The organism is Ktedonobacter sp. SOSP1-85 (assembly GCF_016587415.1).
In the GTDB taxonomy this organism is placed as follows: domain Bacteria; phylum Chloroflexota; class Ktedonobacteria; order Ktedonobacterales; family Ktedonobacteraceae; genus Ktedonobacter.
The window spans coordinates 1,728,577-1,754,612 of record NZ_BNJI01000003.1 but is presented as its reverse complement, the minus strand read 5'-3'; the positions used below and the strand labels follow the sequence as shown (position 1 = coordinate 1,754,612).

Here is a 26,036-nt window from a genome sequence, read left to right as displayed (position 1 = left end):
TTTCCTGTTCTAGCACGCGTCGTTCGGGTAACGTCTTCTCGGGGCAATTCTTAAAAGAGTATGCAACTGTTTCCCACTTTTTGGGAAACAGGGATCAATCGTGGGCAAGACGCCACGCTTTCGGGCTTCTTGACAGATGAGAACGTTTGTCCTATACTGAAGAAAATATGAGGTAAGAGAAAGAGCAGAACCGCATGATTCGCGCCCATAAGATCAGACTGCATCCCACACCTGAGCAGGCCAACTCCTTTGCTCGTGCCGCAGGCGTTGCTCGCTTTGTGTGGAATTGGGCGCTGGCCGAATGGAACCGCCAATATGAGGCCGGAGAAAAACCCACCGCCTTGAAACTCAAGAAGCAATTCAACGAGATTCGGCGGGTGCAATTCCCCTGGACATGGAAGGTGACGAAGAACGCCTCAGATCAGCCCTTTCTCGATCTGGGAAAAGCCTTCACCGCGTTTTTTGAAGGGAAAGCCAAACGCCCCACGTTCAAGAGCAAGAAAACAAGCAAACCCTCCTTTTACCTTGCCAACGATCAATTCGCGTTGGGGGATCATCGCATGTGGATCCCCAAGCTCGGATGGGTCAATCTGGCTGAGAAGCTGCGGTTTGTGGGCCGCGTGAAAGGGGCGCGCATCACCAAAACAGCAGATTGGTGGTTTGTTTCCATCCAGATTGAGATCCCTGATCCCATCCCGGTGAACAAACCAGCCGCCGTGGGTATCGATGTGGGGCTCAACCGCCTGGCCACCTTGAGTACAGGAGAGGAAGTCGAAAACCAAGCCTTCCTCAAAACCGCTCTCAAGAAATTGCGTCAGGCCAACAAACGGCTGCATCGCCGAAAACTGGGATCAAAGAATCGGGAGAAAGCGCGCCGACAGGTCGCCCGTCTGCATTATCGCATCACCTGCCTGCGCCAGGATGTCCTTCAGAAGCTCACCACCAGGCTGGTCGACAGCTACGGGATCATCGGAGTGGAAGATCTCCACCTCAAGGGACTGCTCAAGAATCGCCGTCTCGCTCGCTCGTTCGCCGATGCCTCGCTGGGCACCCTCAGGCGTCTGCTCGAGGCAAAAGCGGCGCAACGTGGGGGACTGGTGATCAAGGTGGACCGTTTCTTTCCTTCTAGCAAGACCTGTCATTGCTGCGGTTGGACGTGGGAAGCGATGACGCTCAAGGATCGCATCTTTGTGTGTCAGAATCCTGCTTGCCCGTATGATCAGTTTGCGCAGGATCGAGATTACAACGCAGGTCAGAATGTGTTACGGGAAGCCCTGCGCTTGATCGGGCTCATTGATCAAGCCGTCTCCGGTACTGGCTCGGACGAAGACGCAAACTTGCCTGCGGACGCGGGGTAAGACCAAAAGGCTTCGGCCCGGAGGCACCTACGGATGAAACAGGAACAACGAAATTCGGTGCAAACGTGTGCTTGCATACGTTTGCATAGGAAAATCGGAGCAGCATAAGCTCGCCTACAGGTTATCTCCCTTCCTGCAACTCACAACCAGGATGCTGGGAACCTCCTGCCAGACTGGCCTGTCTGCACGTGAAACAGATGGCGAAGTGGCGACGGCGGAAGTTCCAATTGGCTCGCTCAGGTGCTCAACCTGAAGCCCCGCCTCAGCAAGACTGTTGATGTAGGTCGAAAGTGTCCGGTGGTACGAGCCAACTTTTCCTGGAGGTCCTGGTCGCGTATCTGAACGCCAATGACCCTCGACAAAATACCTGCCAATGGTTCGTACCACTCCCTCTAGCGTCTCCATCTCCCCCGACTGCGAGGTGTGAAAGCAGGGGTGGAGAATAGCAAAGACAAACCACCCTCCGGGGCGCAGAATGCGCGCGACGCCGTGTAATGTGGGGGTGAGATCTGGAATATCCATTAACGCCAGAAAACACACCACACCATCGAAGAGGCCAAGCGCCTTAGCGTCAAGAGCGCGGGCATCGGCCTCCACATACTCGATCCCAAGAGGATTGTGCTCCTCATGGCGACGCGCAATTGCAAGCAGCTTGGATGAGAGATCAACGCCGACCACGTGCGCCCCCAGGTCTGCCAGGTGGCGCGCTACGCGCCCCTGACCACAGCCAAGATCGCAAATACGGGTTCCCTCGACCTGGCCCATAAGCGCTTCGACGGCGGGAAAGAAGGGGTCTTCTCTCATTGAGTGTGTACCAATCCACTGATCGTACCACTCGGCGATGTCATCATATGTCTTCATGCTATCATCTGCCTTCCTAGTTCTGATACGAGAGGGACATCCAATCAGCATAATTACAACCTGGTACGCGGGCAATACATCGCCTTGCGCGCCGTAAACCCCATTCGGGGACACGGCGTGGAGCCTATAGTTTTGATTGCCCGTCGTATGCAATGGACTGCGCCAGAAAGGCCTTCGGCCGCATGGCATACTCGCGTCTCTGCTCCAGAGGAGCATACTCGCGGGCGCGCTCCGCGTGATACAGGTTATCGCCCTCATACCTGGGAAAGACGTGCATGTGATAGTGCCAGACGTCTTGATTGCCTGCTGGCTCGTTATGCTGCCGGGTGGAGACACCGTCACATTGATAGGCGGCCTTAAATGCGATGGCAATCTCGCGCGCCACATCCTGAATTCGATGGGCATATATAGATGGCAGGTCGTAAATATTCTCGAAATGGTCATTGGGAATGATCAGCACATAGCCCTCATTGCGCGGCCACCAGCGTGGGGCAATAAAGGCCGTTGCTAGCTCGTCCTGGTACACGATGTCATCCCGGTGATTCACTCCGTTGTCCTCGCCACGCAGAAACACGCAAAAAGGACAGGCATACCCCTCCGGTTGATGATTATACATTGCTCGCCTCTTTTGCCCTCAATATAACACATCCGCTTGGTATAGGCGAAAACGAAAAATGAGGCGTTACCGGCATACGCTGGTAACGCCTCACTCGTAAAGTATCTTTACTCTGTACGCAAAGCGACGATGGGATCGAGCTGGGCGGCACGTTGGGCCGGGTAGAAGCCGAAGACGACGCCGACGCCAGCGGAGAAGCCAAAGGCCAGCAGGACCGCCAGCGGACTCAGGACAAAGGGGGTGTTCGCGACAAGCGAAACGATAAATCCGCCTCCTATGCCTATAAGAATTCCTACCAGGCCGCCGAGCGCACTTAGCATCAGGGCCTCAATCAGAAACTGGGTCATGACATCACGAGGGCGCGCCCCGATGGCCATGCGGATACCAATCTCACGCGTACGCTCGGTGACTGAGACAAGCATGATGTTCATGATGCCAATGCCACCCACCAGCAGGGAGATGGCCGCCACGCTCACCAGCAGGAAGGTCAGGGCCTGCGTCGTCGTCTGGACCGTGTCCAGGACCTGCGCCTGGTTCTGGATCACAAAGTCGTCGGAGGCTGGATCGCCAATATGGTGCTGCTGCTCCAATACCTGCTGCACGGCGCTCTGGGCGTCGGTCATGTGGGATTGGTCGCTGACCAGCACGTCAATTGAGCTAGCAAACTGGGACCCGGTGAGGCGCCTCTGCGCGGTGCTGAAGGGGACGTAGACGACATCGTCGGCGTCCTGCTGGCCCGCGCTGGCGCCTTTTGAGGCCAGCACGCCCACAACGGTAAAGGGAACGTTGCGGATACGAATTTGCTGTCCCAGCGGGTCAACGCCCTGGGGCGTGAACAAATTGTCCGCGACGGTCTGGCCGATGACCGCGACGGCGCCACCACTCTGCTCGTCCGTGTCTGAGATGAAGTTGCCCTCCTGCATCTGCCAGCTATTGATCGTCTGAAACGAAGGATAGACGCCCTGGATGGTCGAGGCCCAGTTCTGGCCCTGGAAGATCACCTGGCCGCTGGCATTAGCGATAGGGCTGACCGCCGAGACGTTGGGTACACGTGAAGAGAGCGCGTCGGCGTCGGCCTGGGTGAGCGTCTGCAGCGAGCCCTGCCCCTGGCGAACGCCGCTCGAATTGGCGCTCCCCGAGCGAATAACGAGCTCGTTGGGATTAAGCGTCGAGAGGCGCTGGTTGATGACCGCGGCATTGCTCTGGCTCACTGAGACCATGACAATGACCGCCCCCACGCCAATGATGATACCCAGCGAGGTCAAGAGCGAGCGCATCTTATTGGCACGTAAGGCCACCACGGCACTTGAGAAGCTCTGGTACAGGGCCAGGGTTCCTCGTCGGCGCCTCAGTCGCCCCTCGCCAGGTCCCTTGCGCTCCAGAGGGGAGGTTGCGAGGGGTGGCGTGATCTTCGCCGTCTCTTGATCCGCAAAGGCAAACTCTTCAGGCGGGTCGAAGGCTGGCATTTTTATCGTGTCCTGGTCCTCAAGCATGATCTCCTGCTGCTCTTCTGGCGTGTTCATGGTAACTCCTCCGTTTCGTCTGGTGCCGACCATGAAGCAAGCTGCTCCTGCGCGGAGAGGGGGAAGGCGTTGACGCTATCTTCGCGAATTTTTCCATCTCGTAGCACCACTTTACGGTGACAGTAGTTCGCGATATCTGGCTCATGCGTGACCAGGATAATGGTCATGCCACGTGCATTGAGCTTCTGAAGCACCATCATGATCTGGGTGCTTGTTTTTGTATCCAGGTTGCCAGTCGGCTCGTCAGCCAGGATCATGGCTGGCGAGGTAGCGAGCGCCCGCGCGATGGCGACGCGCTGCTGCTGACCACCTGAAAGCTCCATCGGGCGATGGTTGGCCCGGCTCCCCAGACCAACCAGCTTTAAGGCCCACAAGGCCCGTTTCTTGCGCCGCTCAGTAGAGACACCGGCATACACCAGTGGCAGCTCGACATTGGAGAAGGCACTCATCCAGGAGAGCAAGTTAAAGCTCTGAAAGACAAAGCCAATCTTCTGGTTGCGCACGTCCGCGAGCTCCCCTTTGTTCATCTGGCTCACGGAGATGCCGTCCAGGTAGTATTTCCCGCCAGAGGGCCGGTCCAGGCAGCCAAGGATATTCATCAACGTCGACTTGCCCGAGCCGGAGGGTCCCATGATCGCGACCATCTCGCCCTTCTTGATCGAGAGATCGACGCCGCGCAGGGCCTGCACCTCCGTCCGTCCCATTTTGTAGGACTTCTTGAGGCGCTCCAGGCGAATAATTGGCGCGTTCTCTTCAGTGGTCGAGACTTCCACAGTCTGTTCTTGATCTAGCATGCTTAGTTTCCTCCCTTACCACCAGTGCCTCCGTTACCACCAGCACCTCCATTACCACCGGTGCCGCCATTGCCACCACGACCGCCAGCGCCACCGTTGCCACCGCCGCCACCCAGACGGAAGAGGCCACCGCTGCTGCCCGTACCACTACCTGAAGTGGTGCTGCTCCCACCAGTCTGGCCGGTCACTACCTGGTCGTTCGCGTTCAAGCCCGAGAGGACCTCGACATACTGCCCGTTATTCAGGCCAATCTTGATCACAGTGGGGGTCAGCTTCCCATCTTTCAATTGCAGGATAACCCTTGTATCGCTCTGCGCGCCGCCAGTGCCGCCAGTGGATGAACCACCCAGGTTGTTTCTCAGCAACGAGAGATACTGGGTGCGATCAATCTCTCCGTTCTGTAAGGCAGTACTGGGGAAGCTCAAAGCAGTGGCCGGAATGAGCAGGGCATCGATACGCTGGGCCGTGGTAATATTGACCGTCGCTGTCATGCCGGGATAGACGCGGGCTGAGCCAATGCTCTGATTATCCACCGCCAGCATGACCGTATAGTTCACGACGTTCGAGGTCACCTGGCCAATGGTATTGATCGAAGCTACCGAGGCGCGGAAGGTCTGCGAAGGGTAAGCCGTGAGCGTAAACTGCGCAGGTTGCCCAACCTGGATGCTACCAATATCGGCCTCGTTGATCTGTGCCGAGACCATCAGCTTGCCCGTATCCGTCAGGGTAATAAACGCTTGGCTGCTACTACTGCTGCTGCTGCTACCACTACTACTACTACTACTACTGCTACCGCTGCTGCTACCGCCGCTCACACTCCCGGAGGAGGAGACGTTCTGCCCAATGGTTCCATTGATGACTGCTACAGTGGCATCAACTGGAGACTGGAGCACAGCGTTGGTCTGGGCGTTGTCCAGAGCCTGCTGGGCCAGGGTCAGCGAAAACTGCGCTTTAGCCAGGTTATCCTGGGCCGAAGTGACCTGGTTTTGCCCCGACACGGCCTGGTTATATGTCGATGTATTGCTGTTATCCGCCTGTTTTTGCGCCAGTGCATAGCTGTCTTGCGCGGACTGTTTGCAGTTTTGATCAGTGCAGCTACTCAAAGCCTTCTGCTCCTGATCATAAGCTACTTTCAGGTTTGCGTCATTAATGGATTTCTGCTTGGTCACATTATTCCAGGCATTGCCAGCAGACGTGATCGCTGAGTTCAACGCGTCGCGCGCCGAGTTGACATCCAGCTGGGCTTGCGCGATGTTATCCTGAAGGGTTGTGGTATCAACAGTCACCTTGGCCAACTTCTGCCCCTTGGTCACATGTTGCCCAACCTGGACATCGATCTCGCTGATCTGGCCAGCGGTGCCAAAGTTCAAGGGATACTGCGCGTTCGCGGCCACAGGACCGGTCGCGGAGACCTTTACGCTGATATTCCCAGTCGTCGCGGCCACCTGGGTATACTGAATGGGCTTAGGCCTCGCCGTGCGCCAGTAGAGAGCGCCGCCCGCCAGCAGAATGACTATCAGAATGACCGAAACAATGATCATCCAGCGTGGGAAGCGCCGTCTCGCCTTCTCCTCGCCCTCCGGACCATCCAGATCTGGCTCTTCTTCATCTAACAAAGGAATATCTTCTATCTGTTCAGCCATATCTCTCTCTCATCTTTCATAAAATAATATTGCACCATTAATTTCCCGCTGGGGATTGACTATTGCTTCCGGCTGGCAGGATGGAAACATTTTGCGCGTCAACGCTACCGTCCTTCTCGGTGCTTCCGGTCACGGTTACAGTCTCGCCCGCTTTCAAATCGGAGGCGGTCGCACTACTTATCTGCATAATGTTTGTGGTACTTGCCAGGTTGATGGTATAGTCATCACCCTTCGTATCCGTTACCGTCAATATATTATTGTTTAGTTGTCCCACGGTCCCACTCAGGATATGCGTGCCATTGGCGTTGGTGCGCACGCCACCATTGCCATTACCTTTACCGTTGCCAGTAGGAGTACGCTGGCGGGCAGGCACACAGTTCGCGTTCGGATTGTTGCCACGCTGCTGCCGATTGTTCCCGAACGCGCCAGTATTTCTATCGGTAAGCACGATCTGGGTCGCCGTGTATGTGCTGTTATCGCTATTTTGCTTCACGACAGCGGAGACAGCTACGCCATCCTTCAAGCTACTGGCCGCGACGGCCTTCTCCTGCGTAAAACGCGTCGTCTTCTCAAGATGGGCGGTGACGCTTTTCCCCTGCTGGTTCGTCACGGAAAGCGTATTCCCGTCAACGCTCTTGAGCGTCCCATTCACGGGCCTGAAACGGGCAGAAGAGGTACAATTGGTCGCCGTAGGAGTGGAACTTGCAGCGCTACCTTGAAAGGGGAATGAACCACACCCGCTCAGAAGGAGAGCGCAGAGCGAGAGTCCCGCGAATCCTCCAATAATAGTCTTATGCAAACGTTGCCCATACATTGAAATAGGCCTCCTTTTCGATACTGCACAAGGGGCTGTTCAGTATAGTTACGTGCTCCGCAACTACACTGCATGACATAATTAGAACCAATAAAACTCTTCAAAAATATATACGATAGATCTGTTAAAGCACACTTCAAGGACATATACCTCTTAAGATGAAAATCTAACACAGAGCCCCAGAAAAAACCTCAAGCAATTGTAAATTATTTGAAAATTTTCGCTCTGAAAATTTCCATCCTACCCAGGCTTATTTTTGTGAGCGAAGTGTAGTGTAATCCAGTTTTTGCAATTTTGATCTCATAGATGCGAGATGACACCTAAGGTTTTCGTGTGCCAAAATGTGAATAACCCTGCCTATTTTGTCATGCTTGACAGAAATAGAAAATAAATGTATCATTTTTGTAAGCGTTTCCAAAAGTTTTCCAAGGATTTGCAAATGTCCACAAGTTTAAATGAAATTGCTGAGAAGGCTGGCGTCTCGCTAGCAACGGCGTCTCGCGCGCTCAATGGGAAAGATGGTGTGAAGCCAGAGACACGTGAACGGGTCCTTGCCGTGGCAAAGGAACTCGAATATTCGGTGAATATGGCTGCACGCGTCCTGGCGACATCACGGACGGAGACGATCTGTTATGTTGTCAATCAGCGCCGTACACCATTTGAAGGAGATCCTTTTTATCCCATCATCATGCATGGTGTAGAGGCCGAGTTAAGTCGTCATGGCTATCATCTCTTGCTAAGCACTATCAGTGAGGAGCAAAAGAGCATTGCAACCTTTAAACCTGTGGCTGAAAATCGCGTAGATGGCATAATTTTAGCTGGTCCAGATATTCCCACCCGCTTCATTCTGGAGCTCAAACAAGAGGGAATCCCCATGGTCCTGATTGATAATATGCTTCTAAATACGCCTCTCGACACCATCAATAGCGATGATGTTCAGGGAGCCTATAAAGCAACGACGCACCTGATCGAGCATGGACATCGCGACATTGTTGCCCTGCTAGGGCCAGAGAATTGGGCAAGTTCTGTTCATCGCGGACAAGGCTACAAAAATGCCCTTGTCACAGCAGGCCTGACGCCTCATCTCTTTCATGCCGAGGATACCACGCTAGAAACCGGGCAAGTGTTGCTCAAAGAAACGCTAAAAACGCTTCCTAACCTTACCGCAATCTTCGCCGTCAACGATGCCATGGCATTGGGGGCACTACGCGCACTACAACAATTAGGGCGTCGTGTGCCAGAAGATATCGCGCTTATAGGCTTTGACGACACCTATTTTAGTGCGCTCAGTACACCTCCACTCAGTACCGTCAAGGTCTTTACGCAGGAAATGGGAAAGCTCGCGGCTCGCCGCCTGCTCAACATTCTGGAGGAATCTGAGGAGAAGCCCGTAACGGTGCAGACGCAACTCACGACTGAGCTGGTGCTGCGCCGCTCATGTGGATGTGCTTTCAGTGGTTATTGATAACGCCGTAAAAACCGATAAAGAATAGAGAATTATTCTTTTCGGCAGTGTCCAGATACAAAAGTGTCTAGATACAAAGGAGGAATCAGCAGTGAAGCTGACAAAAATACTCTGGGGTTCGCTACTTCTACTTGTGGTGTGCCTTCCCCTGGCCGCCTGTGGCGAAAGTGGAAGTACTGGCGACGCGAAGAATCTGACCTTCTGGTCCGCAGCCAATCCCCCTCAACAGGCTTTCTGGAACCAGATGGCCAAAGAATATATGGCCCAGCATCCCGATATCAAAGTTACCGTCAAGGCCATTCCCGAAAATCCCACCTCAGAGGCCAGTATTCAGGCGGCCCTGGCAGGTGGCACCGCGCCAGCGGCCTCAGAGAATATCTTTACCGGCTTTGGTGGACAGCTACAAAACTCCCAGGCTATTGTGCCTCTGGACCAGATGCCCGGATGGAATGATGTCATTAAGGCTCGCCATATGGACAAGACCATCACCAGCTGGAAATTTAGCGATGATCACACCTACATTCTGCCCATGTATAGCAATGCCATGCTCTTCGGCTGGCGTATGGATATACTCAAACAGATCGGCTATACCGAGCCACCACGCACCTATAGCCAGGTTATCGCCATGGGTCAGAAACTTAAGCAGAAGTTCCCTGACAAGTTTGTCTGGGCACGTGACGCGCTTGTGAAAGATACCTGGTACGAGCGCTGGTTCGATTTCTTCAGCATCTATGACGCTGCTAGCAATGGACAGAACTTCATTTCTGGCGGGAAAGTCACTGCCAATGACCAGGCCGCCGTCAATACCCTGTCCTTCTTGAAGGACCTCTCGCAGAATAAGCTCCTCTTGACGCAGACTGAGACCGATGCCTTTGAAACCGGCCTGAGTGTGATGGATATCATTGGTCCCTGGCGCTTTGCCACCTGGCAGCAGAAATATCCCAACCTTAAACTCAATGATAACTATGTTCTGACCCCGCCACCGGTTCCCGATAACATGGCCAATAGCCAGAACATCAAAACCTTTGCCGATGCCAAGGGCCTGGTAATCTACAAGCAGGCCTCAACTGAGCAGCAGAACGCTATCTGGGAGTTTCTCAAGTGGGTGCTCTCAGACCCACAGCACGACCTGCAATGGCTGCAAACCACTAGCCTGCCTTCAGCGCGTGATGATCTGAGCACAAATACGACGTTTAAATCGTACTTCACTCAGAATCCACAATTCTCTAAGTATGCCGAAAATATCCCAAATGCGATACCTCCAATCAATGTATCGAATTATACGGATATTCAGGTCTCACTAGGAGATCAGGCCGTTATCCCAGTTGTTAAAGGTAGCGCTTCCCCTCAGCAGGCTTGGAATAGCTGGAAATCCTCTGTTCAAACCATGTTGAAATAAAACCTGCCTTACTTCTGATCCGAAAACCCTGAGCGCGAAGCGCTAGTCACGTCAGTGACGTTGGGTTTCGGAATAAGATCTTACACATTGGTAACCTGCACACAGGAGTAGCTACCTGGTGAAAACCAGGCAGCTACTCCCAGGCTCCTCAAACCACTACTGGATAGCGACAGCGGCTATACATTCTAACAAGGGACACACTCCGGGTGCAAAGCAATAGTGCCAATCACACTACCTATTGCAACTACTTCTGATCCGAAAACCCTGAGTGCGAAACACTAGACACGCAAGTGAAGGCTTGCCGTGCCACCTTTAGGTGGTCCCCGAATGGGGATGGGGTTCGGAATAAGATCTTTGAACTAATTCTCTCCCAACCTCTCTTTTTGCACGTACCGGGTGCCTTGGCCAGGCCTACAACTAGTTGGTGTCAAAGTGAAGGAGAATGATGATGGCACAAACGCAAAGCAAACAGGGAGTAGCCATACCATTGGCTTCCGCAACCAATACTCGCCCTAAAGTTACGAGGAAAATAACGCATCATACCAGGGGCAACTGGCTATATATCATTGCCATACCAGTCCTGCTGATTATGATTCTGCCCTATGTGTATCTGCTTTTACAGTCTTTTGCGCCCTGGGACCAGGTCAATAAGACCTTTATTCCCAGCGCTCTGACCCTCCGCTCCTATGAATGGATCTTCAACGGGGGAGGCTATGCCTCGCTCCCTCTCCTCAATGCCCTATTGAATAGTTTCATGGTCACCATTGTCGATAGCGTCAGTGTCGTGGTGGTGGGAGCCATCGTTGGGTACGCGCTCTCTATCCTCGACTTTCGCGGGAAGCGCTTCATCAACAACTTTATCCTCTTTCAAATGTTTTACCCGGCTATCATTCTCCTCGTGCCGACGTTTCTCATCATTCGCTTCTTTGGCCTGTATAATACGTACTGGGCGATGATTATTCCTAAGCTGGTCAGCCTCTGGGCCATCTTCATGTATACCAGTTTCTTCCGCTCTACTCCTCTCGAAATGATCGAAGCGGCACGCCTGGATGGCGCCAATAATCTCTCGATCATTTTCCGTATCATGATCCCTATGGCCCGCTCTATCAGTACGATCATCTTCCTGTTTGTCTTCATGGAACGCTGGACCGAACTCATGTGGGACCTCATCGTGGTCAAAGAGCCAACCAGACAAACACTAAATGTGCTCCTGAGCTCCATGTTTGGCCCCTATGGTGCCTACCCGGGTCCGCTCTATGCCGCCGCCGCTCTCTTGACCTTCCCGATCCTTTTCTTGTTTAGCCTCTTTAGCCGCAACTTCGTCAAGGGCGTCCAACTGGTCCTGCGCTAAGCACTGCATCATAGAAATAACGGAGCGATTCTCATGAGTAGCATACCCGCTATCAACAAAAAACAAGCCATAAAGAGAGAGCTTCAAGGCTGGCTTCTGACCAGTCCCTATCTCATCTTTACGCTGATCTTTTTCTTTATTCCCTTGCTCTGGAGCCTCTTCCTGGTCTTCCAGAACTGGAACCTGATCTCGCCTACCCCCATTTTTATTGGCCTGGGCAATTTTCAGGAAGCGCTCTCCAGTCCTCGGGTCTGGCAGGCCTTTCTGGTTTCATACAAATTTCTGGCACTCTTTATCCCCCTTGTACTGGTGGGGGCTATTGGACTGGCGCTGATTATTCACCGGATTCCACGCTTCAAGCCCCTCTTTGCGGTGGGTTTCTTCCTACCCTACCTGGCTTCAGGCGTGGTCACCTCTCTCGTCGTGCGCGGCTTTCTCTCCTATGATAGCCCATTGAACGCCTTTCTCCGTTCCCTCTTTGGCACCTCGCCTGATTGGCTGGGGGATGGCACACTGGCAACCCTGGTCATCGTCTTTATGATGGTATGGAAGTTTGCCGGATACTATTCGCTGATCTTTTTGTCCGGCCTTCAGGGCATTCCCACCGAGGTCTATGAGGCTGCCGCTATTGATGGGGCTAACGCCTGGGCACGCTTCTGGCGCATGACGATACCCATGCTCTATCCCGCGTTCTACACAGTCATTATCCTGGCCGTTGGCTTGATGTTCTCCATCTTTACGGAGCCTTTCACCTTAACCAATGGTGGGCCGCAAATGGCGACGCAGACCTGGCAGCTAGAAATCTACTATCAAGCCTTCAACCAATTCCGTTCGGGATATGGAGCAACGATTGCCCTGCTTAACGCAATCGCAACCTTCATCTCAATCATTATCATTCGCCGTATTGTTGAGTCGTGGGGCCACCGCTATGGCTGGGATTAATCCCGGCCCTCTGGCCCTCACCGAAACCTGGTATATATACCAGCAATCCACATTGCTATACTAAGGAGCACAATATAATGACAGACAACGCCAAGCGTTCTACTTATAATCCCCTCTTACATCCAGCTAATGTTGCCCCCAGCCTCGATGGGCTGGTAGTCGAATGCCTGCTCAATCCAGGGGCCTTCACCTTCCAGGGCAAGACCTGGCTCCTGCTCCGCGTGGCCGAGCGTCCAGAACAAGCTAAGGACACAGTTGGAGCACTCGTGATCGATCCCTCCGCGCACAATGGCCTGCGCATCCTCTCCTGCAAGAAGGATGATCCAGGCTTAGAGTACGGAACCGATCCACGCAGTTTCATCTATCAGGGAAATACCTACCTGACGACCCTCTCCCACCTGCGCCTCGCCTCCAGCGAGGATGGCGTCCACTTCCAGGTCATGCCAACGCCTACGCTCATCGGTGAAGGCGAGCTGGAGGCCTTTGGCATTGAGGATTGCCGCGTGACCCAGATCGGGAATTGCTACTACCTGACGTATACAGCGGTCTCCAGATTGGGATATGGAGTGGGCATGATTAGTACGGAGGATTGGCAGCACTTTAACCGTCACGGCATGATCCTGCCCCCCAATAATAAAGATTGTACCTTCTTCTCTGAGAAAATCGGTGAGCACTATTTCGCCCTACACCGCCCCACGCTCGGCGAAACTGGCCTTGGTGGGAATAATATCTGGATCAGCAAGTCTCCTGACCTGCTGCATTGGGGAGAGCATACCTGCCTGCTGACAACGCGTCCTGGAATGTGGGACTCCGTGCGGATCGGCGCCGGGGCCGCACCTACACGCACGGAAGCTGGCTGGCTGGAGATCTATCATGGAGCCAATGAGCAGAACCGCTACTGCCTGGGTGCAGTGCTGCTCGATCTCAATGATCCCACAAAGGTCATCGCACGCTCAGAACAGCCTATTATGGAGCCCCTGGCTGAATATGAGATCAACGGCTTCTTCGGGAATGTGGTCTTTACCAATGGCGTCGTTGAAAACGGGGATACGCTAACCGTGTACTATGGCGCTTCTGACCTGGTCGTCTGTAGCGCGACCTTCTCGATTAAAGACATTCTTGCGACGCTTCTCTAAGAAATGGAGCCCTTTGACATGAAACCTCTTGGTCTTGGTATTATTGGTTATGGCGGCTTCGGCGAATTTACAGCCCAGGCGTATGCGACAATGCCTCAGGTGCGGATCGCGGCTATTACAGATGTGGCCGCCGCACGCAGAGAAGAGGCCGCCGCACGCTTCGACGCCACGCCATATGCCGATATTGATCAGCTACTCGCGGATCCCAAGGTAGATCTCGTGACGATTGCCACTCCCCCCTGGCTCCATGTTCCCCAGGCGCTCAAGGCCATTCAGGCGGGCAAACATGTCTTCCTGGAGAAGCCCCTTGCCACGACCCTTACGGATGCCGATACCCTTGTTGCCGCAGCCAGAGAACACGGTGTACAGATACAGGTCGATTATGTCCTGCGCTATGTTCCCCTCTACGTCACACTACAGAAGCTGGTACACAGCAAGCTGCTAGGCGAAGTAACCTATATCCGCCTGGAAAATACGGCCTCCAACGAGGCACTCCACTCACAACACTGGTTCTGGGATCGCTCCCAGAGCGGTGGCATCTTTATTGAACATGGGGTACACTTCTTTGATCTGTGCAACCAGTTGGTTGCCAGCAAGCCTGTCCTGGTATCGGGCAATGCCCACACAGGCTCCGATGGCAGACAGGATCGCGTCATGTCATCGGTCTCTTACAGCAGCGGCGCCCTCGCCCATTTTTATCATGCTTTTGACCGCCTGGCAATTCTGGAGAAAACGGTGCTGCGTGTGGTCATGGAGCGAGGTACGGCCACGGCCTATGGCTGGATTCCAGATCGGCTGGAGATAGAGGGCGCGCTCGCCTCCTCGGACTATCCCGCCCTCGAAAAGCTCCTGCAAACCAAGCTTACTATCCAGACAATACCCGCCCCGAGGGCATTACAGGCGCGACAGCGGGCCAGCTTGTACAGGCAACGCTGACACGTCCCGATCGCACAGGAGACTACGCCAACGCCATTCGTGCAGGTATGGCCGACCTGGTACGCTCCATCCAGGAGCCCGACTACACACCAGGGGTAACGCTACAGGATGCCTACGAAAGCTTCCGCCTGGCGTTCCTCTCCCAGCAATCCATCGAGCAGGGCCACAGCCAGTCCTACGAGCAGCCATAAGCCTGACTCCCTATCTGGTAACCATCCTGAAAAAAGAAGAGCCGGACCGTTGCAAATGCAACAGTCCGGCTCTTTGCGTCTAATATTACACACGCTGGACGGCGATGGTGACGTTACCGCCTTCGAGTTCGGCGATGGTAGTATGATAGCCACCGTTGCTCGCGCCAAGCTCCAGCGAGTTGGCCAGTGTCTCGCTGCTGATAACGTTACTGTGAGAGTTCAGGACGGCTTGTAGGTCCAGCTTGCCCTCCGGTTGCAGGCGCACCTGGATGCGATCCGTGATGCTAAAGCCAGCCGACTTACGCGCGTCCTGGATCAGGCGCACCAGGTCACGGGCGATGCCCTCCTGCGCCAGTTCAGGCGATACCGTTGTGTTGAGGGCGACAACGAGACCGTCACTCTCCGCTACGGCATACCCCTCGGGTGAGGTGGCGAAGACCAGGACATCCTCGGAGACCAGTTGCAATTCCTGTCCATTAACCTCTATGGCGACGCTCTCGCCCTTCTCCAGCTTGTGCGCGGCCTGCGTAGCGACCTCGCCCGTCAGAGCGCTCAGGGCGCTACGGACCTGCGGAATCAGGCGGCCATACTTCTTACCGAGCACAGGCAGGTTTGGCTTGAAGTAATACTCCACCAGGCCATCCTCGACGCCCAGGAAGCGCACACTTTTGATATTTAGCTCATCGCGCAGCTCGCTCTCAAAGCGGCGCAGCCCATCCACAGTAGCGTTGCTACGCGTCAGGCGGATGAGCAGCTCGCTCAAGGGCTGACGGATACGCAGCGAGGCGTTCTGGCGCGCCGAGCGCCCCAGGTTGACCGTCTCCAGCAACAGGCCCATATCGGTGACGAGTTGACTATCCAGGCGCGCGGGATCGGCCACCGGCCACTCTGCCATGTGTACACTCTGCGGCGCGCTGGGATTCTGGCTGGCGACCAGATTCTGGTAGAGCGACTCGCTGACATAGGGCGTAAAGGGCGCCAGGAGCTTCGCCAGCGTCGTCAGACAGGTGTAGAGCGTAAGGTAAGCGGCGTGCTTATCCTGGTCGCTCTCGGCCTTCCAGAAGCGGCGACGATTGCGTCTGACATACCAGTTCGAGAGATCCTCGATAAAGCTGACCATCTGGCGCGTAGGACCATGGATATCATAGTTGTCGAGCATCCCGGTGACATCGCCGATCAAGGCGTTCAAGCGCGCCAGGATCCAGCGGTCGATCAACTGGAGCTCGACGCCCGCGAAGGGATCGCCCTCTGTTGGCGCCTGCCAGCCATCGATGTTGGCATAGGTCACGAAGAAGGCATAGGTGTTCCAGAGCGTCAGCAAGAACTGGCGCTGCATCTCGTTCACCAGCTCGAACGAGAAGTTGCGCGAGTTGTAGGGAGGCGCGGAGGCACACATAAACCAGCGCGTCGAGTCGGCACCGTAAGACTCAAGCAGCTCCCAGGGATTAACGACATTGCCACGCGACTTCGACATCTTCTCACCCCTGGCGTCCAGGATATGGCCCAGGCAGATGACGTTCTTATACGCCGGGCGATCAAAGAGCAGGGTCGAGATGGCGTGCAGGGTATAGAACCAGCCGCGCGTCTGGTCGATAGCCTCTGAGATGTAGTCGGCCTGGCCCGCCTGTGCGAAGATCTCCTCGTTCTCGAAGGGATAGTGCCACTGCGCGACCGGCATCGAACCCGAGTCGAACCAGCAATCGGCGACATCAGGAACACGATGATAGCTACCACCACACTCACAATCCCAGGTGATCTCGTCCACATATGGGCGGTGCAGATCCAGCTCCTTCAGGTCACGTCCGGCCTTCTGTGAAAGCTCGGCAACCGAACCAACCACGTCGGTCTTCTCGCACTTATCACAGATCCAGATCGGCAGGGGCGTGCCCCAATAGCGCTCACGGCTCAAGGCCCAGTCAACGTTGTTCTCCAACCAGTTACCAAAGCGTCCCGTCTTAATGTGCTCGGGAACCCAGTTGATCTGCTCGTTGTTGCGCAGCATCTCATCGCGGAACTTGGTTGTACGCACATACCAGGAGGGCTTGGCATAGTAGAGCAAGGGTGTATGACAACGCCAGCAGAAGGGATAGCTGTGGCGCACGCGCTCGCCCTTGAAGAGCAGGCCGCGCTCCTTCAGGTTGCGTGTGATAACGGGATCGGCCTTCTTAAAGAAGAGGCCACCGAAGCCCAGTTCATCATAGGCCGAGAGCGTATTACCTGCCAGGTCGACCGAGAAGAGCGTTGGCAGGCCATGGGTGCGTCCGATCTCCAGGTCACCATAGGCGGGCGCGATATGCACCAGACCGGAACCATCCTCCAGCGAGACATAGTCGTCGGCGATGACACGGTAAGTGTTCTCCCAATCCACCTGCTCGCCCACGCCGGGAACGCCCTTGAAGAGGTTCTCATAGCGCAGGTCGCGCAACTGGTTGCCCTTGAAGGTCGCCAGGACTGTGTATGCGCCCTCACCCAGGACCTTGTCGGCCAGGGCCTGCACCAGCAGCAGGCGCTCATCCTTATACTCAACCAGCACGTAGTCGGCATCGGGCTTGACCGCGACGGCCACGTTGGCAGGCAGGGTCCAGGGCGTGGTCGTCCAGACCAGCAGGGCGGCGCCCGCTAGCTGCGAAGCCAACTCATGCCCGGTCTGGCGCACGCGGAAGCGCACCCAGACAGAAGGGTCATCGACGTTGTCCTCAAAGCCCTGCGAGACCTCGTGGTCTGAGAGCGAGGTGCCACAGCGTGGGCAGTGCATCGTGACTTTATAGTCACGGAAGAGCAGGCCCCGATCCCAGAAGGTCCTGAGAATCCACCACAGGGACTCGATATATTCATTGGTATAGGTAATATAGGGATCTTTGAGGTCGATCCAGTAGGCGATGCGGTTCGTCAGCCGCTCCCACTCCTGGACATAGTTCCAGACGCTCTCTTTACAGGCCTTGTTAAACTCGGCGATGCCATACTTCTCGATATCGGGCTTGCCCGAGAAGCCAAGCTGCTTCTCCACCTCAAGCTCAACGGGAAGACCATGCGTATCCCAACCACCGCGCGCACCCAGGATATACTGGCCCTGCATTCGCCGGTAACGGATCACGACATCCTTGCTCGTGCGCGACTCGATATGGTGCACGCCCGGGCGGCCATTGGCGGTCGGCGGCCCCTCAAAGAAGACAAACGGCTGTTTCCGGTCTCCATGGGCGAGCACCTTCTCGACCACGCCATGCTCCTGCCACCACTGCTCCACCTGCTGTTCGAGGGCAGGAAATGATTGCCTCGTCTCAATCTCTTTAAACATGCTCTTCAACGCTCCAGATACTGTCTACAACCAACCATGCGCTATTCGGATATTCGGGTAGCTTTCTAATGAAACAATCGGAAAAAAGTGCATAAAAAAAAGCCCGCCCCAACTGGGGACGAAGCTTGAAAGGCTCGCGGTACCACCCCTTTTGACGTCCCTTCTAGCCCAATGAGGGCAAGGCACGTCCACTCGATGAGATGCCAACACATCTCTGCCCCGCTAACGGGGGGCAAGGCCGGTCCGCTTACTTGTCAGGCGACGTTCGGCGTTCAGCTCAGGAGTGATATTCGGCGCGTCTCCAGTAGCACTCTCATCAGCCGTGCTCTTTCTGTACCGGGCAACCTGCGCGTACTCGTCTCCCTCAACACTTTTCAGTGAGTTCGGTCACATGCATTATAGCACACCCGTCCACCCTGTAAAAGAGGTTCATTGGAGAATACAAAAGGTTCGACGTTGTTCTATAATATAGCTCAGCAATAACAGCGAGGTAAAGAGGCATGAATAGAGGCTCAAGGCAAATTTGGCGTCAAGGGGTAAGCTTTTTTGCGATGTTGGCGAGCATGGCAGTTGGTATTATTTTTGGTATTTTGGGAAAGAACCCTTTTGATCCTGATAATCTCTTTTGGAAGAACCCTCAAAACATTTCCTTTTTGTGGATATCTACCATAGCTTTTTTCATAGCAGCGGCATTGTCATGTACTATCTGGTTGCTAGTAAAAGTCGAGGCGGCAAGAAAAGACATACCCGTTGACCAGAAAACGTCATCCCTTTGGTATAGAGATAGGGACACGGCACAAGTAAATCGCCTCAGTTATTTAGTGTTCTATCCAAGCGTTTCTATCAGGTGGGCTTTGGGGAATTTAGCTGCAATCAGCCATCTTGAAGTTTTCTCGTGGCTGAATGGCGTGGTACTCCTTATAGTTATAGTTACAGATATCCTAGCCCTGGTCTATTATTTCAAAGGCTATCGCGAGAGAGCACAAGAGCGAACGATGAGGTAGCAAGCGGAGATGGAAGGCCTTTTTGTGCCCCTCATGCCGGTCGGCTGCGCTTCCCCGGTGCGCCCCACGCCCAGCCGGAAGAAAAAGGTAGGTGCTTGTAAACGGCGCACCTACCTTTTTCTTCCGGCATGGGCGTGGGGAATGTATGTCAAAACTCATACCCCAAAAAGCGGGCCTTGTACGTTTATATGGTGCTTCACGCCCCTGCCCTACTCCTATGTATGTGTGGATAGCTGTGTGGAAAAGAAAGTAGGCACGATGACCACTCTTCCCTTAACTGAATTTCCCCTTGAGCAAAATATACAACAGGTCGCCTCCCAAACGCATTACAATCAGACTATACGAAGCGCTCACCCCTTCCTGGTACAACTCCTCGACATCCTCTTGCCCGCCAATGGCGGCCTGAGCTTCCTGGAGGCCTTTCTGTCCCAGGCTACCGTAGAGTCCGCTGGCGAAGCGGCGGTGGTGCGGGCGCGCAACCAGCGCGAGCTGGCGCGGCTACTGGGCCTGGATTATGACCGGACTAATAAGTATGTGCTAGTACTGCAACAGATGCGCGTGCTCCAGGTACGTGAAGAGAGGCCTGGAATCGCGCTCTACCTGCCTCTGGGCGAGCCACGCCTGGCCCATCCCGACACGCTGGACGCCCTGACCTCCTACCGGCCCAAGGTGGCCTCATTCGCCCGCCAGGTCAAACAGCGCTGGCTGGCCCTGCTAGCCACCAAAGACGCCTGTATCCTATCCTGTACATCGCAGTTTGCGCAAACTACGCAAGCCGACAAAGCACCCTCCACATCACACAAAGGGTTTGTCGATCTGGAGGATGTGCGCCAGGCAATCTTCGACCTTTTCGATCCAGTAGCCGCGCATCGCCTGCTCCACGAGATCGAGAACCTGGCAAGCCAGCGTAGCACTCCCACCACCACGGGAGTCGCCACACCAAAAGGCGACTCGCCTTCTGAGATGACGACTACAAATGGCGACTTGGCGACTCACATTGGCGACTCGCCTTCTCTGAGGGAAAAGGCAAAAGGCGACTCCCCTGCCCAAAAAGGCAACTCGCCTTCTGGAAAGGCGACCACAATTGGCGACTCGGTAAACAAAATTGGCGACTCGCCTTCTGGAGAGGCGACCACAATTGGCGACTCGGTGAGCAAAATTGGCGACTCTCCTGCTACCGAGTCGCCAGAAAAAAGGCGACTGGTCGCCACAAAAATGGGCGACTCAGGGGCGACTTCAGCTCACACCATAGGCGACTCGTCTCCCTCAGAGGTGGCGACTCATCTCTCTAACGTTAACGTTACGTTATTAAATTTAATTAAAAACGTTAACGTTAACGTTAGAGAGATAGCAAGCGACCTGTGCCAGATCTTTGGGGAGGCCTCTCAGCAACAGGGCTATTACATCCAGCTTGCTCGCCAGCACAATAATCCCCAAGCCTGGCTGGGAGCACTTCTGGAGACCCTCTTTGCACAAAAGCGTGGCTCTGTGCTTAAGCCAGGAGACTACTTCTACAAGCGCTGCATAGCCTTGCACAAAGCACTACCCACCGAGACCATTCAGCTTATGGAGCGCTTTGGCACCTACACCTATGCCAAACAAAACGTCTGAAAGACATCTTCGCCATGCCCCAGGCAATGTAGGGGGAGAGCTTGAGGCATGGTGATTGTTGAGTGCTCAAACAGAGAGCCACCCTCATTGACGCACTCCTCTTGGCGTTACTATACTGATAACAGCACGCAACCCACTACGTGAAACAGCCCCCCCAGTGGTAGGGACCCGCTTCAGCGCGTCCCATTGGCGTCAAGTGAAGGAGTCTACGCTTCTGCAGGATGGGTTACGCGAGGTCCGCCACCCATGCCGGAGGAGCCTTGGTAGTGCTTCTAAAGGGCGCACCTACCAGGCCCCTCCGGCTGGGTGGCTCCCTCTCCCTGCCATGCCCCACGACCAGCGGGGACGGAAGGTAGGTGCGCCCTTTAGAAGCACTCCCTTCCGTCCCTGCATGGGCGTGGGACCAAGCAGGCAACTCTTATCTTGACGCCAATGGGACCCGCTTTAGCGCGTCCAAAGGCGATTAATCGCCTGTCGGCGCAGCCCAAAAAGTTTCCTCTTGAGAGAGTTGCGTTTTTCAAACAAAAACAGGCTTACGCTGCACCGCCATGAATGGCATTTGGACGCGCTAAAGCGGGTCCCTACCACAAGGGGACCACAGCAGATCCCTACTACAAGGGGGCAACCCGCGCGTATTATGAAGCATACAATAATTTGAATGGAAGCGCAGAAGGAGGACCCTATTGAAATCGCTCAACGTTATTTTTACGGGCAAAAACCAGGTCGAGGTACACGAAGAGGCTGTACGCGAGCTGGGACCCGATGATTTTCTGCTCCAGGCCACGCAGTCCCTCATCAGTACAGGAACCGAGGGCATCTGTTTGAGCCGCAACTTTGAGCCTGGCTCGCACTGGGATAACTGGGTCAAATATCCCTTTCATCCTGGCTATAGCATGGTTGGGCGCGTCATCGCCGTTGGCAAGAATGTTCAGCATGTACGCGAAGGGGAGCGCGTGGCCCTACGCCACAACCACAAGCAATATTCGGTCGTTCGCGCCGACGAGGATATCTATCGTATCCCCGAGGGCGTGAGCGACGAGGACGCGACCTGGTTCCACCTGGCAACCATCGTACAGGTCGGGATCAGGCGTGCCGAGCACCGCCTGGGCGATGATATAGCGGTAGTGGGCCTGGGCCTGCTGGGTCAACTCGTCACGCAATATACGCGCCTGCTTGGCGCGCGCCAGATTATCGCCATCGACGTAGCGGAGCAGCGCCTGGTCATAGCCCAGGCCCATGGCGCGACCACAGTGCTCCAGATGGGGGTGGAACAGGCCCGTGAGGAGGTCTTGCGCCTGACCGAGAACCAGGGCGTCAATGTGGTATATGACGTAACGGGTGCCGCGCCAGTCTTCGCGCAGGCTCTGCCCCTGCTGCGCTCCTTTGGCCGCCTGGTGCTGCTCGGTGATACTGGCACTCCCACGACACAGCATCTGACCAAAGATGTCATCACAAAGGGGCTGACCATTGTGGGTGCGCACGACATGCACGCCGAGTTCCCATCTAGCGACTCCGCCCACTGGAACAACCTGCGCCAGGCCGAACTCTTCTTCCGCTATTTACAGCGTGGCGATATGCACGTCAATAACCTGATCACACACCGCTACTCACCCCACGAGGCACCCGAGGCATACACCATGCTCCAGGAGCGCCGCGCCAGCGCCATGGGCGTCATCTTCGACTGGACCCGTTTGTAGTAGTTTTTTTTCTGCTGATTATATTGGGGTTCCCCAACATAATCAGCAGAAAAGCCCTTGACTTTTAACCTACTCATCGGTATACTTCTTTGTAAGCGTTACCGTAACCGATTACGGAACGATATTTATTTCGTGACAGCCTTGTTTCTCTTTCCTTTACACACGCAGATTTCTCTATGTAAGAGGCGATGCGTGCGCAACCCTGGTGTGCAATGTAGCTAACCGATAAGGATAAGATATTTATGGCGAGGAAGCGTACCATTGGCGATATTGCTCTCCTGGCAGGTGTCTCAAAAGCAACTGTTTCGCGTGTTCTCAACCAGAAGCCTGATGTTGATCCAACCACGCGTGAGCGTATCCTTCGTATTGTCGAAGAAGAAGGCTTTGTCCCAAGTCTGACTGCGGCGGGTCTCGCCCGCAGGCATAGTCACCTGATTGGCGTTCTGGTTCCCTCTTTCACCTGGCCTATGGTCCCCGATATCGTTTGTGGCGTCGCTGAAGCTATCGGCCTTACCCCCTATGAACTCGTGCTCTATAGCATCAATGACAAGACTCGTGCCGATGACAAGGGTGATATCATCGATCACATCCTGGCCTCCGACCTCGTCGCAGGCCTGCTCTCGATTCTGCCGGGACTCCCCGCTAAACATGTCATACGCCTGCACCAGCATGGCTTCCCTGTGGTTATGATCGATGATCGGGAGCTTCCTTCGGATGTCCCCTGGATCAGCGCAGATAACCAGCAAGGCGCCTATGAGGCAGTATGCCACCTGTTGAAGCTCGGCCACCGCCGGATCGCTCACATCCAGGGCCCCGTAGATCTTTACTGTTCCCGCCAGCGCTACCAGGGCTACTGCCGGGCGCTTGAGGATTATGGTATACCCGTCGATCCCACACTCGTTGTCGAGGGCCTATTTAGGCGTAAATCAGGGATGGAGGCCGCGCAGAAGCTACTCTCGCTCCCACAGGGGCAACGCCCCACGGCTATTTTTGCGGCCAGCGACGATATGGCTTATGGCGTTATAGCATACGCCGAGGAGCATGGTATACGCATTCCTGACGATCTGGCCCTGGTCGGCTTTGATGGCATCTCCTCTTCCGCGCATGTACGACCGCCCTTGACGACCGTTAAGCAGCCTTTTCAAGAGATGGGGCGACAGGGCGCAAAGTTGCTGATCTCCATGATTGAACAGGCTCATCGGCAACGCGCATATATCCCACCGGGAGCCGGTAAACACGCCACACCACTCCAGCCAGAGGAGGAGCAGGTTCAGCAAATCCAACTGGCAACCAGCCTCCTGGTACGCGCCTCCTGCGGCGCGAGGCAGAACCAGGCAGTTTCATCCATAGAACAGGTAACATAAAGCGCTTCCCAAGGATAGCATTGTTCACGAACTCATCTTATGAGATTAGTGTGTCGCCGAGGCCAGGCATGCGACCTATCACTCATTGTATGCCTGACCCGGGCGAGTCACCTATAGCGCCTACAGCGCAAATTTATGACTATAGAAAGGAGCTTATATCGAACTCTATCAGTTTAGCAGCTTTTCAATGACGAATGGACTAAACTTGTTTCTCTGTTTTTTTAAGGAGGTTTCAATGACACTGCGATCTCTGACAAGGTTCTTCAAAGCGAAGAAGAACACTGGAGCATTGCTTACCACGCTCCTGCTTGTCCTGGGCATGGTCCTGGCCGCCTGCGGTGGTGGCACCAGCAACGGCAGCGGGCAGAATGCGCACAATAATTATCTGACGATCTCAACCGGACCAACCGGTGACTTCACCAAAAACTTCGGGCCTTATACTCCTAACGCCAATCCAGGTACCGTAGGTATGGTCTATGAGACCCTTCTCTACGTCAACGGCTTTAGCGGTAAGGTCACGCCCTGGCTGGCGACCGACTATAAGTTCTCCAGCGATAACAAGACGCTGACCTTCACCACGCGCAAGAATGTCAAGTGGTCCGATGGACAGCCCTTCTCCGCCGACGATGTTGTTTTTACCCTCAACATGTTTAAGCAATATCCCGCGACGGACACCAACGGCCTCTGGAACTATTTTGACAGCGTGACCGCGTCCGATGACAACACCGTCGTTATCGCCATGAAGAAGGTATACACACCTATTCTCTATAGCGTCGGTGGCACAACCTGGATCGTTCCCAAGCACCTCTGGGCGAATGTGGGCGATCCATCGAAGTACACCAATCCAACTCCTGTGGGTACCGGCCCCTTCACGTTGAAGTCCTTCAGCCCTCAGTTGCTGGACTACACCAAGAATCCCAGCTACTGGCAGGCAGACCAGCTGAAAGTCAATGAACTGCGCTACCCGTCGTACAACTCCAACCAGTCCCTGGAACTGGATATGGACAAAGGTAACCTCGACTGGGTCAGCCTGTTCACACCTAACCTGCAAAAAGGCTATATCGACCGCGATCCCCAGCACAACAAATACTGGTTCCCCTCGGGCAACAACGTCTCGCTCTACATGAACCTGACGAAGGCACCCTTCAACAACGTCAATGTACGTAAGGCCATCAGTATCGCGCTGGATCGCGACAAGATGTTCCATGTTGCGGAGAGCAACTTCGAGCCTGTCGCCAACCCGACCGGCCTGATCCTCCCCGCGCAGAAGGATTATCTCAACCCCGAGTATCAGAACCTGACCTGGCAGGCCCCCAACGTCTCTCAGGCGACACAACTGCTGGAGAGCGCTGGCTTGAAGAAGGGTTCCGATGGCATCTATGTCGATAAAGACGGCAAGAAGCTCTCCTTCAACCTGAACGTGGTCACTGGCTGGAGCGACTGGGTCACCATGTGCCAGATGGTCAACAGCGACCTGAAGGCTATCGGTATCCAGACCAACGTAAACGCCATTGCGTACAACTCCTATGTGAATGCCCTCAATACCGGCAGCTTTGATATGAGCATTGGTAGCGTCGGCAGTGGTCCTTCGCCGTTCTATACCTATAACAACGTGCTCAGCAAGGCAAAGTCCGCTCCTATTGGGGGAACAGCAGTCTCCAACTACGAGCGCTGGGAAGATCCGACGACCGATAGTCTGTTAACTCAGTATTCGACGACGACCGATCCCAACGCGCAGAAACAGGCCATTCAGGGTCTGGAGAAGATCATGGTCGAGCAAGTTCCGGTCATCACACTGGTCTACGGTGCGGACTGGAACGAGTACAGCACCAAGAACTTCACAGGCTGGCCCACCTCTGACAATCCCTACGCGGTTCCGCCACCCTGGCAGTACCCCGATGCGGCCATTGTCATACTCCACCTGTCACCTGCACAATAGTCTCTCGTAACGCTTGTTCTGGAGAGTTTCTGGGCTGATGAGGCCCAGAAACTCTTCCATGTTTCAGAGGCTTTGCCCTATTCACAAAGGAGTTCCT

20 protein-coding genes and 1 other annotated feature are annotated in these 26,036 nt (G+C 54.8%); of the genes, 13 read left to right on the top strand and 7 right to left on the bottom strand.

The features are described 5' to 3' along the window. Positions 1–194 precede the first annotated feature (194 nt). Positions 195–1,358 carry an RNA-guided endonuclease TnpB family protein gene (locus KTE_RS45595; protein WP_201393999.1) on the top strand — a complete coding sequence of 388 codons (1,164 nt, stop codon included), beginning with the start codon at positions 195–197 and terminating at the stop codon, positions 1,356–1,358. Between the two features lie 114 nt (positions 1,359–1,472). Here KTE_RS45595 and KTE_RS45590 read toward each other — a convergent pair whose 3' ends face one another. The 6 genes from KTE_RS45590 to KTE_RS45565 all read right to left on the bottom strand — a co-directional run bounded on the left by KTE_RS45590 (position 1,473) and on the right by KTE_RS45565 (position 7,609). Next, positions 1,473–2,219, bottom strand: a complete 747-nt coding sequence (locus KTE_RS45590) for a class I SAM-dependent methyltransferase (protein ID WP_201393997.1) — start codon at positions 2,217–2,219, stop codon at positions 1,473–1,475. Between the two features lie 124 nt (positions 2,220–2,343). After that, positions 2,344–2,835 (bottom strand): HIT family protein, encoded by a 492-nt coding sequence (locus KTE_RS45585; protein WP_201393995.1) that lies wholly within the window; start codon positions 2,833–2,835, stop codon positions 2,344–2,346. Between the two features lie 107 nt (positions 2,836–2,942). Beyond that, positions 2,943–4,358, bottom strand: coding sequence for an ABC transporter permease (locus tag KTE_RS45580; protein ID WP_201393993.1), 1,416 nt, complete (start codon positions 4,356–4,358; stop codon positions 2,943–2,945). Next, entirely contained in the window at positions 4,355–5,152 is a 798-nt protein-coding gene (locus KTE_RS45575; protein WP_201393991.1) for an ABC transporter ATP-binding protein, read from the bottom strand. Before KTE_RS45575 ends, KTE_RS45580 begins: the two co-directional genes overlap by 4 nt. A 2-nt stretch (positions 5,153–5,154) precedes the next feature. Next, positions 5,155–6,795: an efflux RND transporter periplasmic adaptor subunit gene (locus KTE_RS45570; protein ID WP_201393989.1), complete on the bottom strand. Its 1,641-nt coding sequence runs from the start codon at positions 6,793–6,795 to the stop codon at positions 5,155–5,157. A 37-nt stretch (positions 6,796–6,832) separates the two neighbouring features. Further along, positions 6,833–7,609: a DUF5666 domain-containing protein gene (locus KTE_RS45565; RefSeq protein WP_201393987.1), complete on the bottom strand. Its 777-nt coding sequence runs from the start codon at positions 7,607–7,609 to the stop codon at positions 6,833–6,835. Positions 7,610–8,048: 439 nt separating this feature from the next. On the opposite strand from KTE_RS45565, the gene KTE_RS45560 reads away from it, so the two are divergent. The 7 genes from KTE_RS45560 (at position 8,049) to KTE_RS45530 (ending at position 15,029) form a co-directional block, all read left to right on the top strand. Beyond that, positions 8,049–9,074, top strand: coding sequence for a LacI family DNA-binding transcriptional regulator (locus KTE_RS45560; RefSeq protein ID WP_201393985.1), 1,026 nt, complete (start codon positions 8,049–8,051; stop codon positions 9,072–9,074). A 97-nt stretch (positions 9,075–9,171) separates the two neighbouring features. Further along, the gene (locus tag KTE_RS45555; protein ID WP_374226891.1) at positions 9,172–10,473 is read left to right on the top strand and encodes an extracellular solute-binding protein; all 1,302 of its coding nucleotides are present in this window, start codon (positions 9,172–9,174) and stop codon (positions 10,471–10,473) included. Positions 10,474–11,062: 589 nt separating this feature from the next. Then, complete coding sequence (locus KTE_RS45550; RefSeq protein ID WP_374226890.1) at positions 11,063–11,824, top strand: carbohydrate ABC transporter permease; 762 nt, start codon at positions 11,063–11,065, stop codon at positions 11,822–11,824. A gap of 33 nt (positions 11,825–11,857) precedes the next feature. Then, positions 11,858–12,766 carry a carbohydrate ABC transporter permease gene (locus tag KTE_RS45545; RefSeq protein WP_201393981.1) on the top strand — a complete coding sequence of 303 codons (909 nt, stop codon included), beginning with the start codon at positions 11,858–11,860 and terminating at the stop codon, positions 12,764–12,766. Positions 12,767–12,843: 77 nt separating this feature from the next. Continuing rightward, complete coding sequence (locus KTE_RS45540) at positions 12,844–13,902, top strand: glycoside hydrolase family 130 protein (RefSeq protein WP_201393980.1); 1,059 nt, start codon at positions 12,844–12,846, stop codon at positions 13,900–13,902. A gap of 18 nt (positions 13,903–13,920) precedes the next feature. After that, positions 13,921–14,838 (top strand): Gfo/Idh/MocA family protein, encoded by a 918-nt coding sequence (locus KTE_RS45535; protein ID WP_201393979.1) that lies wholly within the window; start codon positions 13,921–13,923, stop codon positions 14,836–14,838. A 47-nt stretch (positions 14,839–14,885) separates the two neighbouring features. Beyond that, the gene (locus tag KTE_RS45530) at positions 14,886–15,029 is read left to right on the top strand and encodes a hypothetical protein (RefSeq protein WP_201393978.1); all 144 of its coding nucleotides are present in this window, start codon (positions 14,886–14,888) and stop codon (positions 15,027–15,029) included. Positions 15,030–15,114: 85 nt separating this feature from the next. Here the strand turns inward: KTE_RS45530 and ileS are convergent, their stop codons facing one another. Next, positions 15,115–18,324 (bottom strand): isoleucine--tRNA ligase, encoded by a 3,210-nt coding sequence (ileS, locus tag KTE_RS45525; protein WP_201393977.1) that lies wholly within the window; start codon positions 18,322–18,324, stop codon positions 15,115–15,117. A 111-nt stretch (positions 18,325–18,435) separates the two neighbouring features. Continuing rightward, positions 18,436–18,701: a binding site (T-box leader), on the bottom strand. Positions 18,702–18,824: 123 nt separating this feature from the next. Between ileS and KTE_RS45520 the strand changes: the two genes are divergently transcribed. From KTE_RS45520 to KTE_RS45500, 5 genes are all read left to right on the top strand, one after another. Further along, entirely contained in the window at positions 18,825–19,328 is a 504-nt protein-coding gene (locus KTE_RS45520; RefSeq protein WP_201393976.1) for a hypothetical protein, read from the top strand. 258 nt (positions 19,329–19,586) lie between these two features. Further along, a complete protein-coding gene (locus tag KTE_RS45515; RefSeq protein ID WP_236601023.1) occupies positions 19,587–20,939 on the top strand; it encodes a hypothetical protein in 1,353 nt (450 codons plus the stop codon). 683 nt (positions 20,940–21,622) lie between these two features. Further along, positions 21,623–22,636, top strand: coding sequence for a zinc-binding dehydrogenase (locus KTE_RS45510; protein WP_201393972.1), 1,014 nt, complete (start codon positions 21,623–21,625; stop codon positions 22,634–22,636). 242 nt (positions 22,637–22,878) lie between these two features. Then, positions 22,879–24,000: a LacI family DNA-binding transcriptional regulator gene (locus KTE_RS45505; RefSeq protein ID WP_201393970.1), complete on the top strand. Its 1,122-nt coding sequence runs from the start codon at positions 22,879–22,881 to the stop codon at positions 23,998–24,000. A 235-nt stretch (positions 24,001–24,235) separates the two neighbouring features. After that, on the top strand, positions 24,236–25,939 hold the full coding sequence (locus tag KTE_RS45500) for an ABC transporter substrate-binding protein (protein WP_201393968.1): 1,704 nt from the start codon (positions 24,236–24,238) through the stop codon (positions 25,937–25,939). The last annotated feature ends 97 nt before the right edge of the window (positions 25,940–26,036 follow it).

Bases quoted from the DNA above. Each gene is read 5' to 3' on its own strand.
- KTE_RS45550 (WP_374226890.1), top strand. From the start codon at position 11,063: ATGATTCTGCCCTATGTGTATCTGCTTTTACAGTCTTTTGCGCCCTGG.
- KTE_RS45590 (WP_201393997.1), bottom strand. From the start codon at position 2,219: ATGAAGACATATGATGACATCGCCGAGTGGTACGATCAGTGGATTGGT.
- KTE_RS45500 (WP_201393968.1), top strand. From the start codon at position 24,236: ATGACACTGCGATCTCTGACAAGGTTCTTCAAAGCGAAGAAGAACACT.
- KTE_RS45505 (WP_201393970.1), top strand. From the start codon at position 22,879: ATGGCGAGGAAGCGTACCATTGGCGATATTGCTCTCCTGGCAGGTGTC.
- KTE_RS45520 (WP_201393976.1), top strand. From the start codon at position 18,825: ATGAATAGAGGCTCAAGGCAAATTTGGCGTCAAGGGGTAAGCTTTTTT.
- KTE_RS45580 (WP_201393993.1), bottom strand. From the start codon at position 4,358: ATGAACACGCCAGAAGAGCAGCAGGAGATCATGCTTGAGGACCAGGAC.
- KTE_RS45565 (WP_201393987.1), bottom strand. From the start codon at position 7,609: ATGTATGGGCAACGTTTGCATAAGACTATTATTGGAGGATTCGCGGGA.
- KTE_RS45535 (WP_201393979.1), top strand. From the start codon at position 13,921: ATGAAACCTCTTGGTCTTGGTATTATTGGTTATGGCGGCTTCGGCGAA.
- KTE_RS45570 (WP_201393989.1), bottom strand. From the start codon at position 6,795: ATGGCTGAACAGATAGAAGATATTCCTTTGTTAGATGAAGAAGAGCCA.
- KTE_RS45545 (WP_201393981.1), top strand. From the start codon at position 11,858: ATGAGTAGCATACCCGCTATCAACAAAAAACAAGCCATAAAGAGAGAG.
- KTE_RS45595 (WP_201393999.1), top strand. From the start codon at position 195: ATGATTCGCGCCCATAAGATCAGACTGCATCCCACACCTGAGCAGGCC.
- KTE_RS45540 (WP_201393980.1), top strand. From the start codon at position 12,844: ATGACAGACAACGCCAAGCGTTCTACTTATAATCCCCTCTTACATCCA.
- KTE_RS45515 (WP_236601023.1), top strand. From the start codon at position 19,587: ATGACCACTCTTCCCTTAACTGAATTTCCCCTTGAGCAAAATATACAA.
- KTE_RS45585 (WP_201393995.1), bottom strand. From the start codon at position 2,835: ATGTATAATCATCAACCGGAGGGGTATGCCTGTCCTTTTTGCGTGTTT.
- KTE_RS45560 (WP_201393985.1), top strand. From the start codon at position 8,049: ATGTCCACAAGTTTAAATGAAATTGCTGAGAAGGCTGGCGTCTCGCTA.
- KTE_RS45530 (WP_201393978.1), top strand. From the start codon at position 14,886: ATGGCCGACCTGGTACGCTCCATCCAGGAGCCCGACTACACACCAGGG.
- ileS (WP_201393977.1), bottom strand. From the start codon at position 18,324: ATGTTTAAAGAGATTGAGACGAGGCAATCATTTCCTGCCCTCGAACAG.
- KTE_RS45575 (WP_201393991.1), bottom strand. From the start codon at position 5,152: ATGCTAGATCAAGAACAGACTGTGGAAGTCTCGACCACTGAAGAGAAC.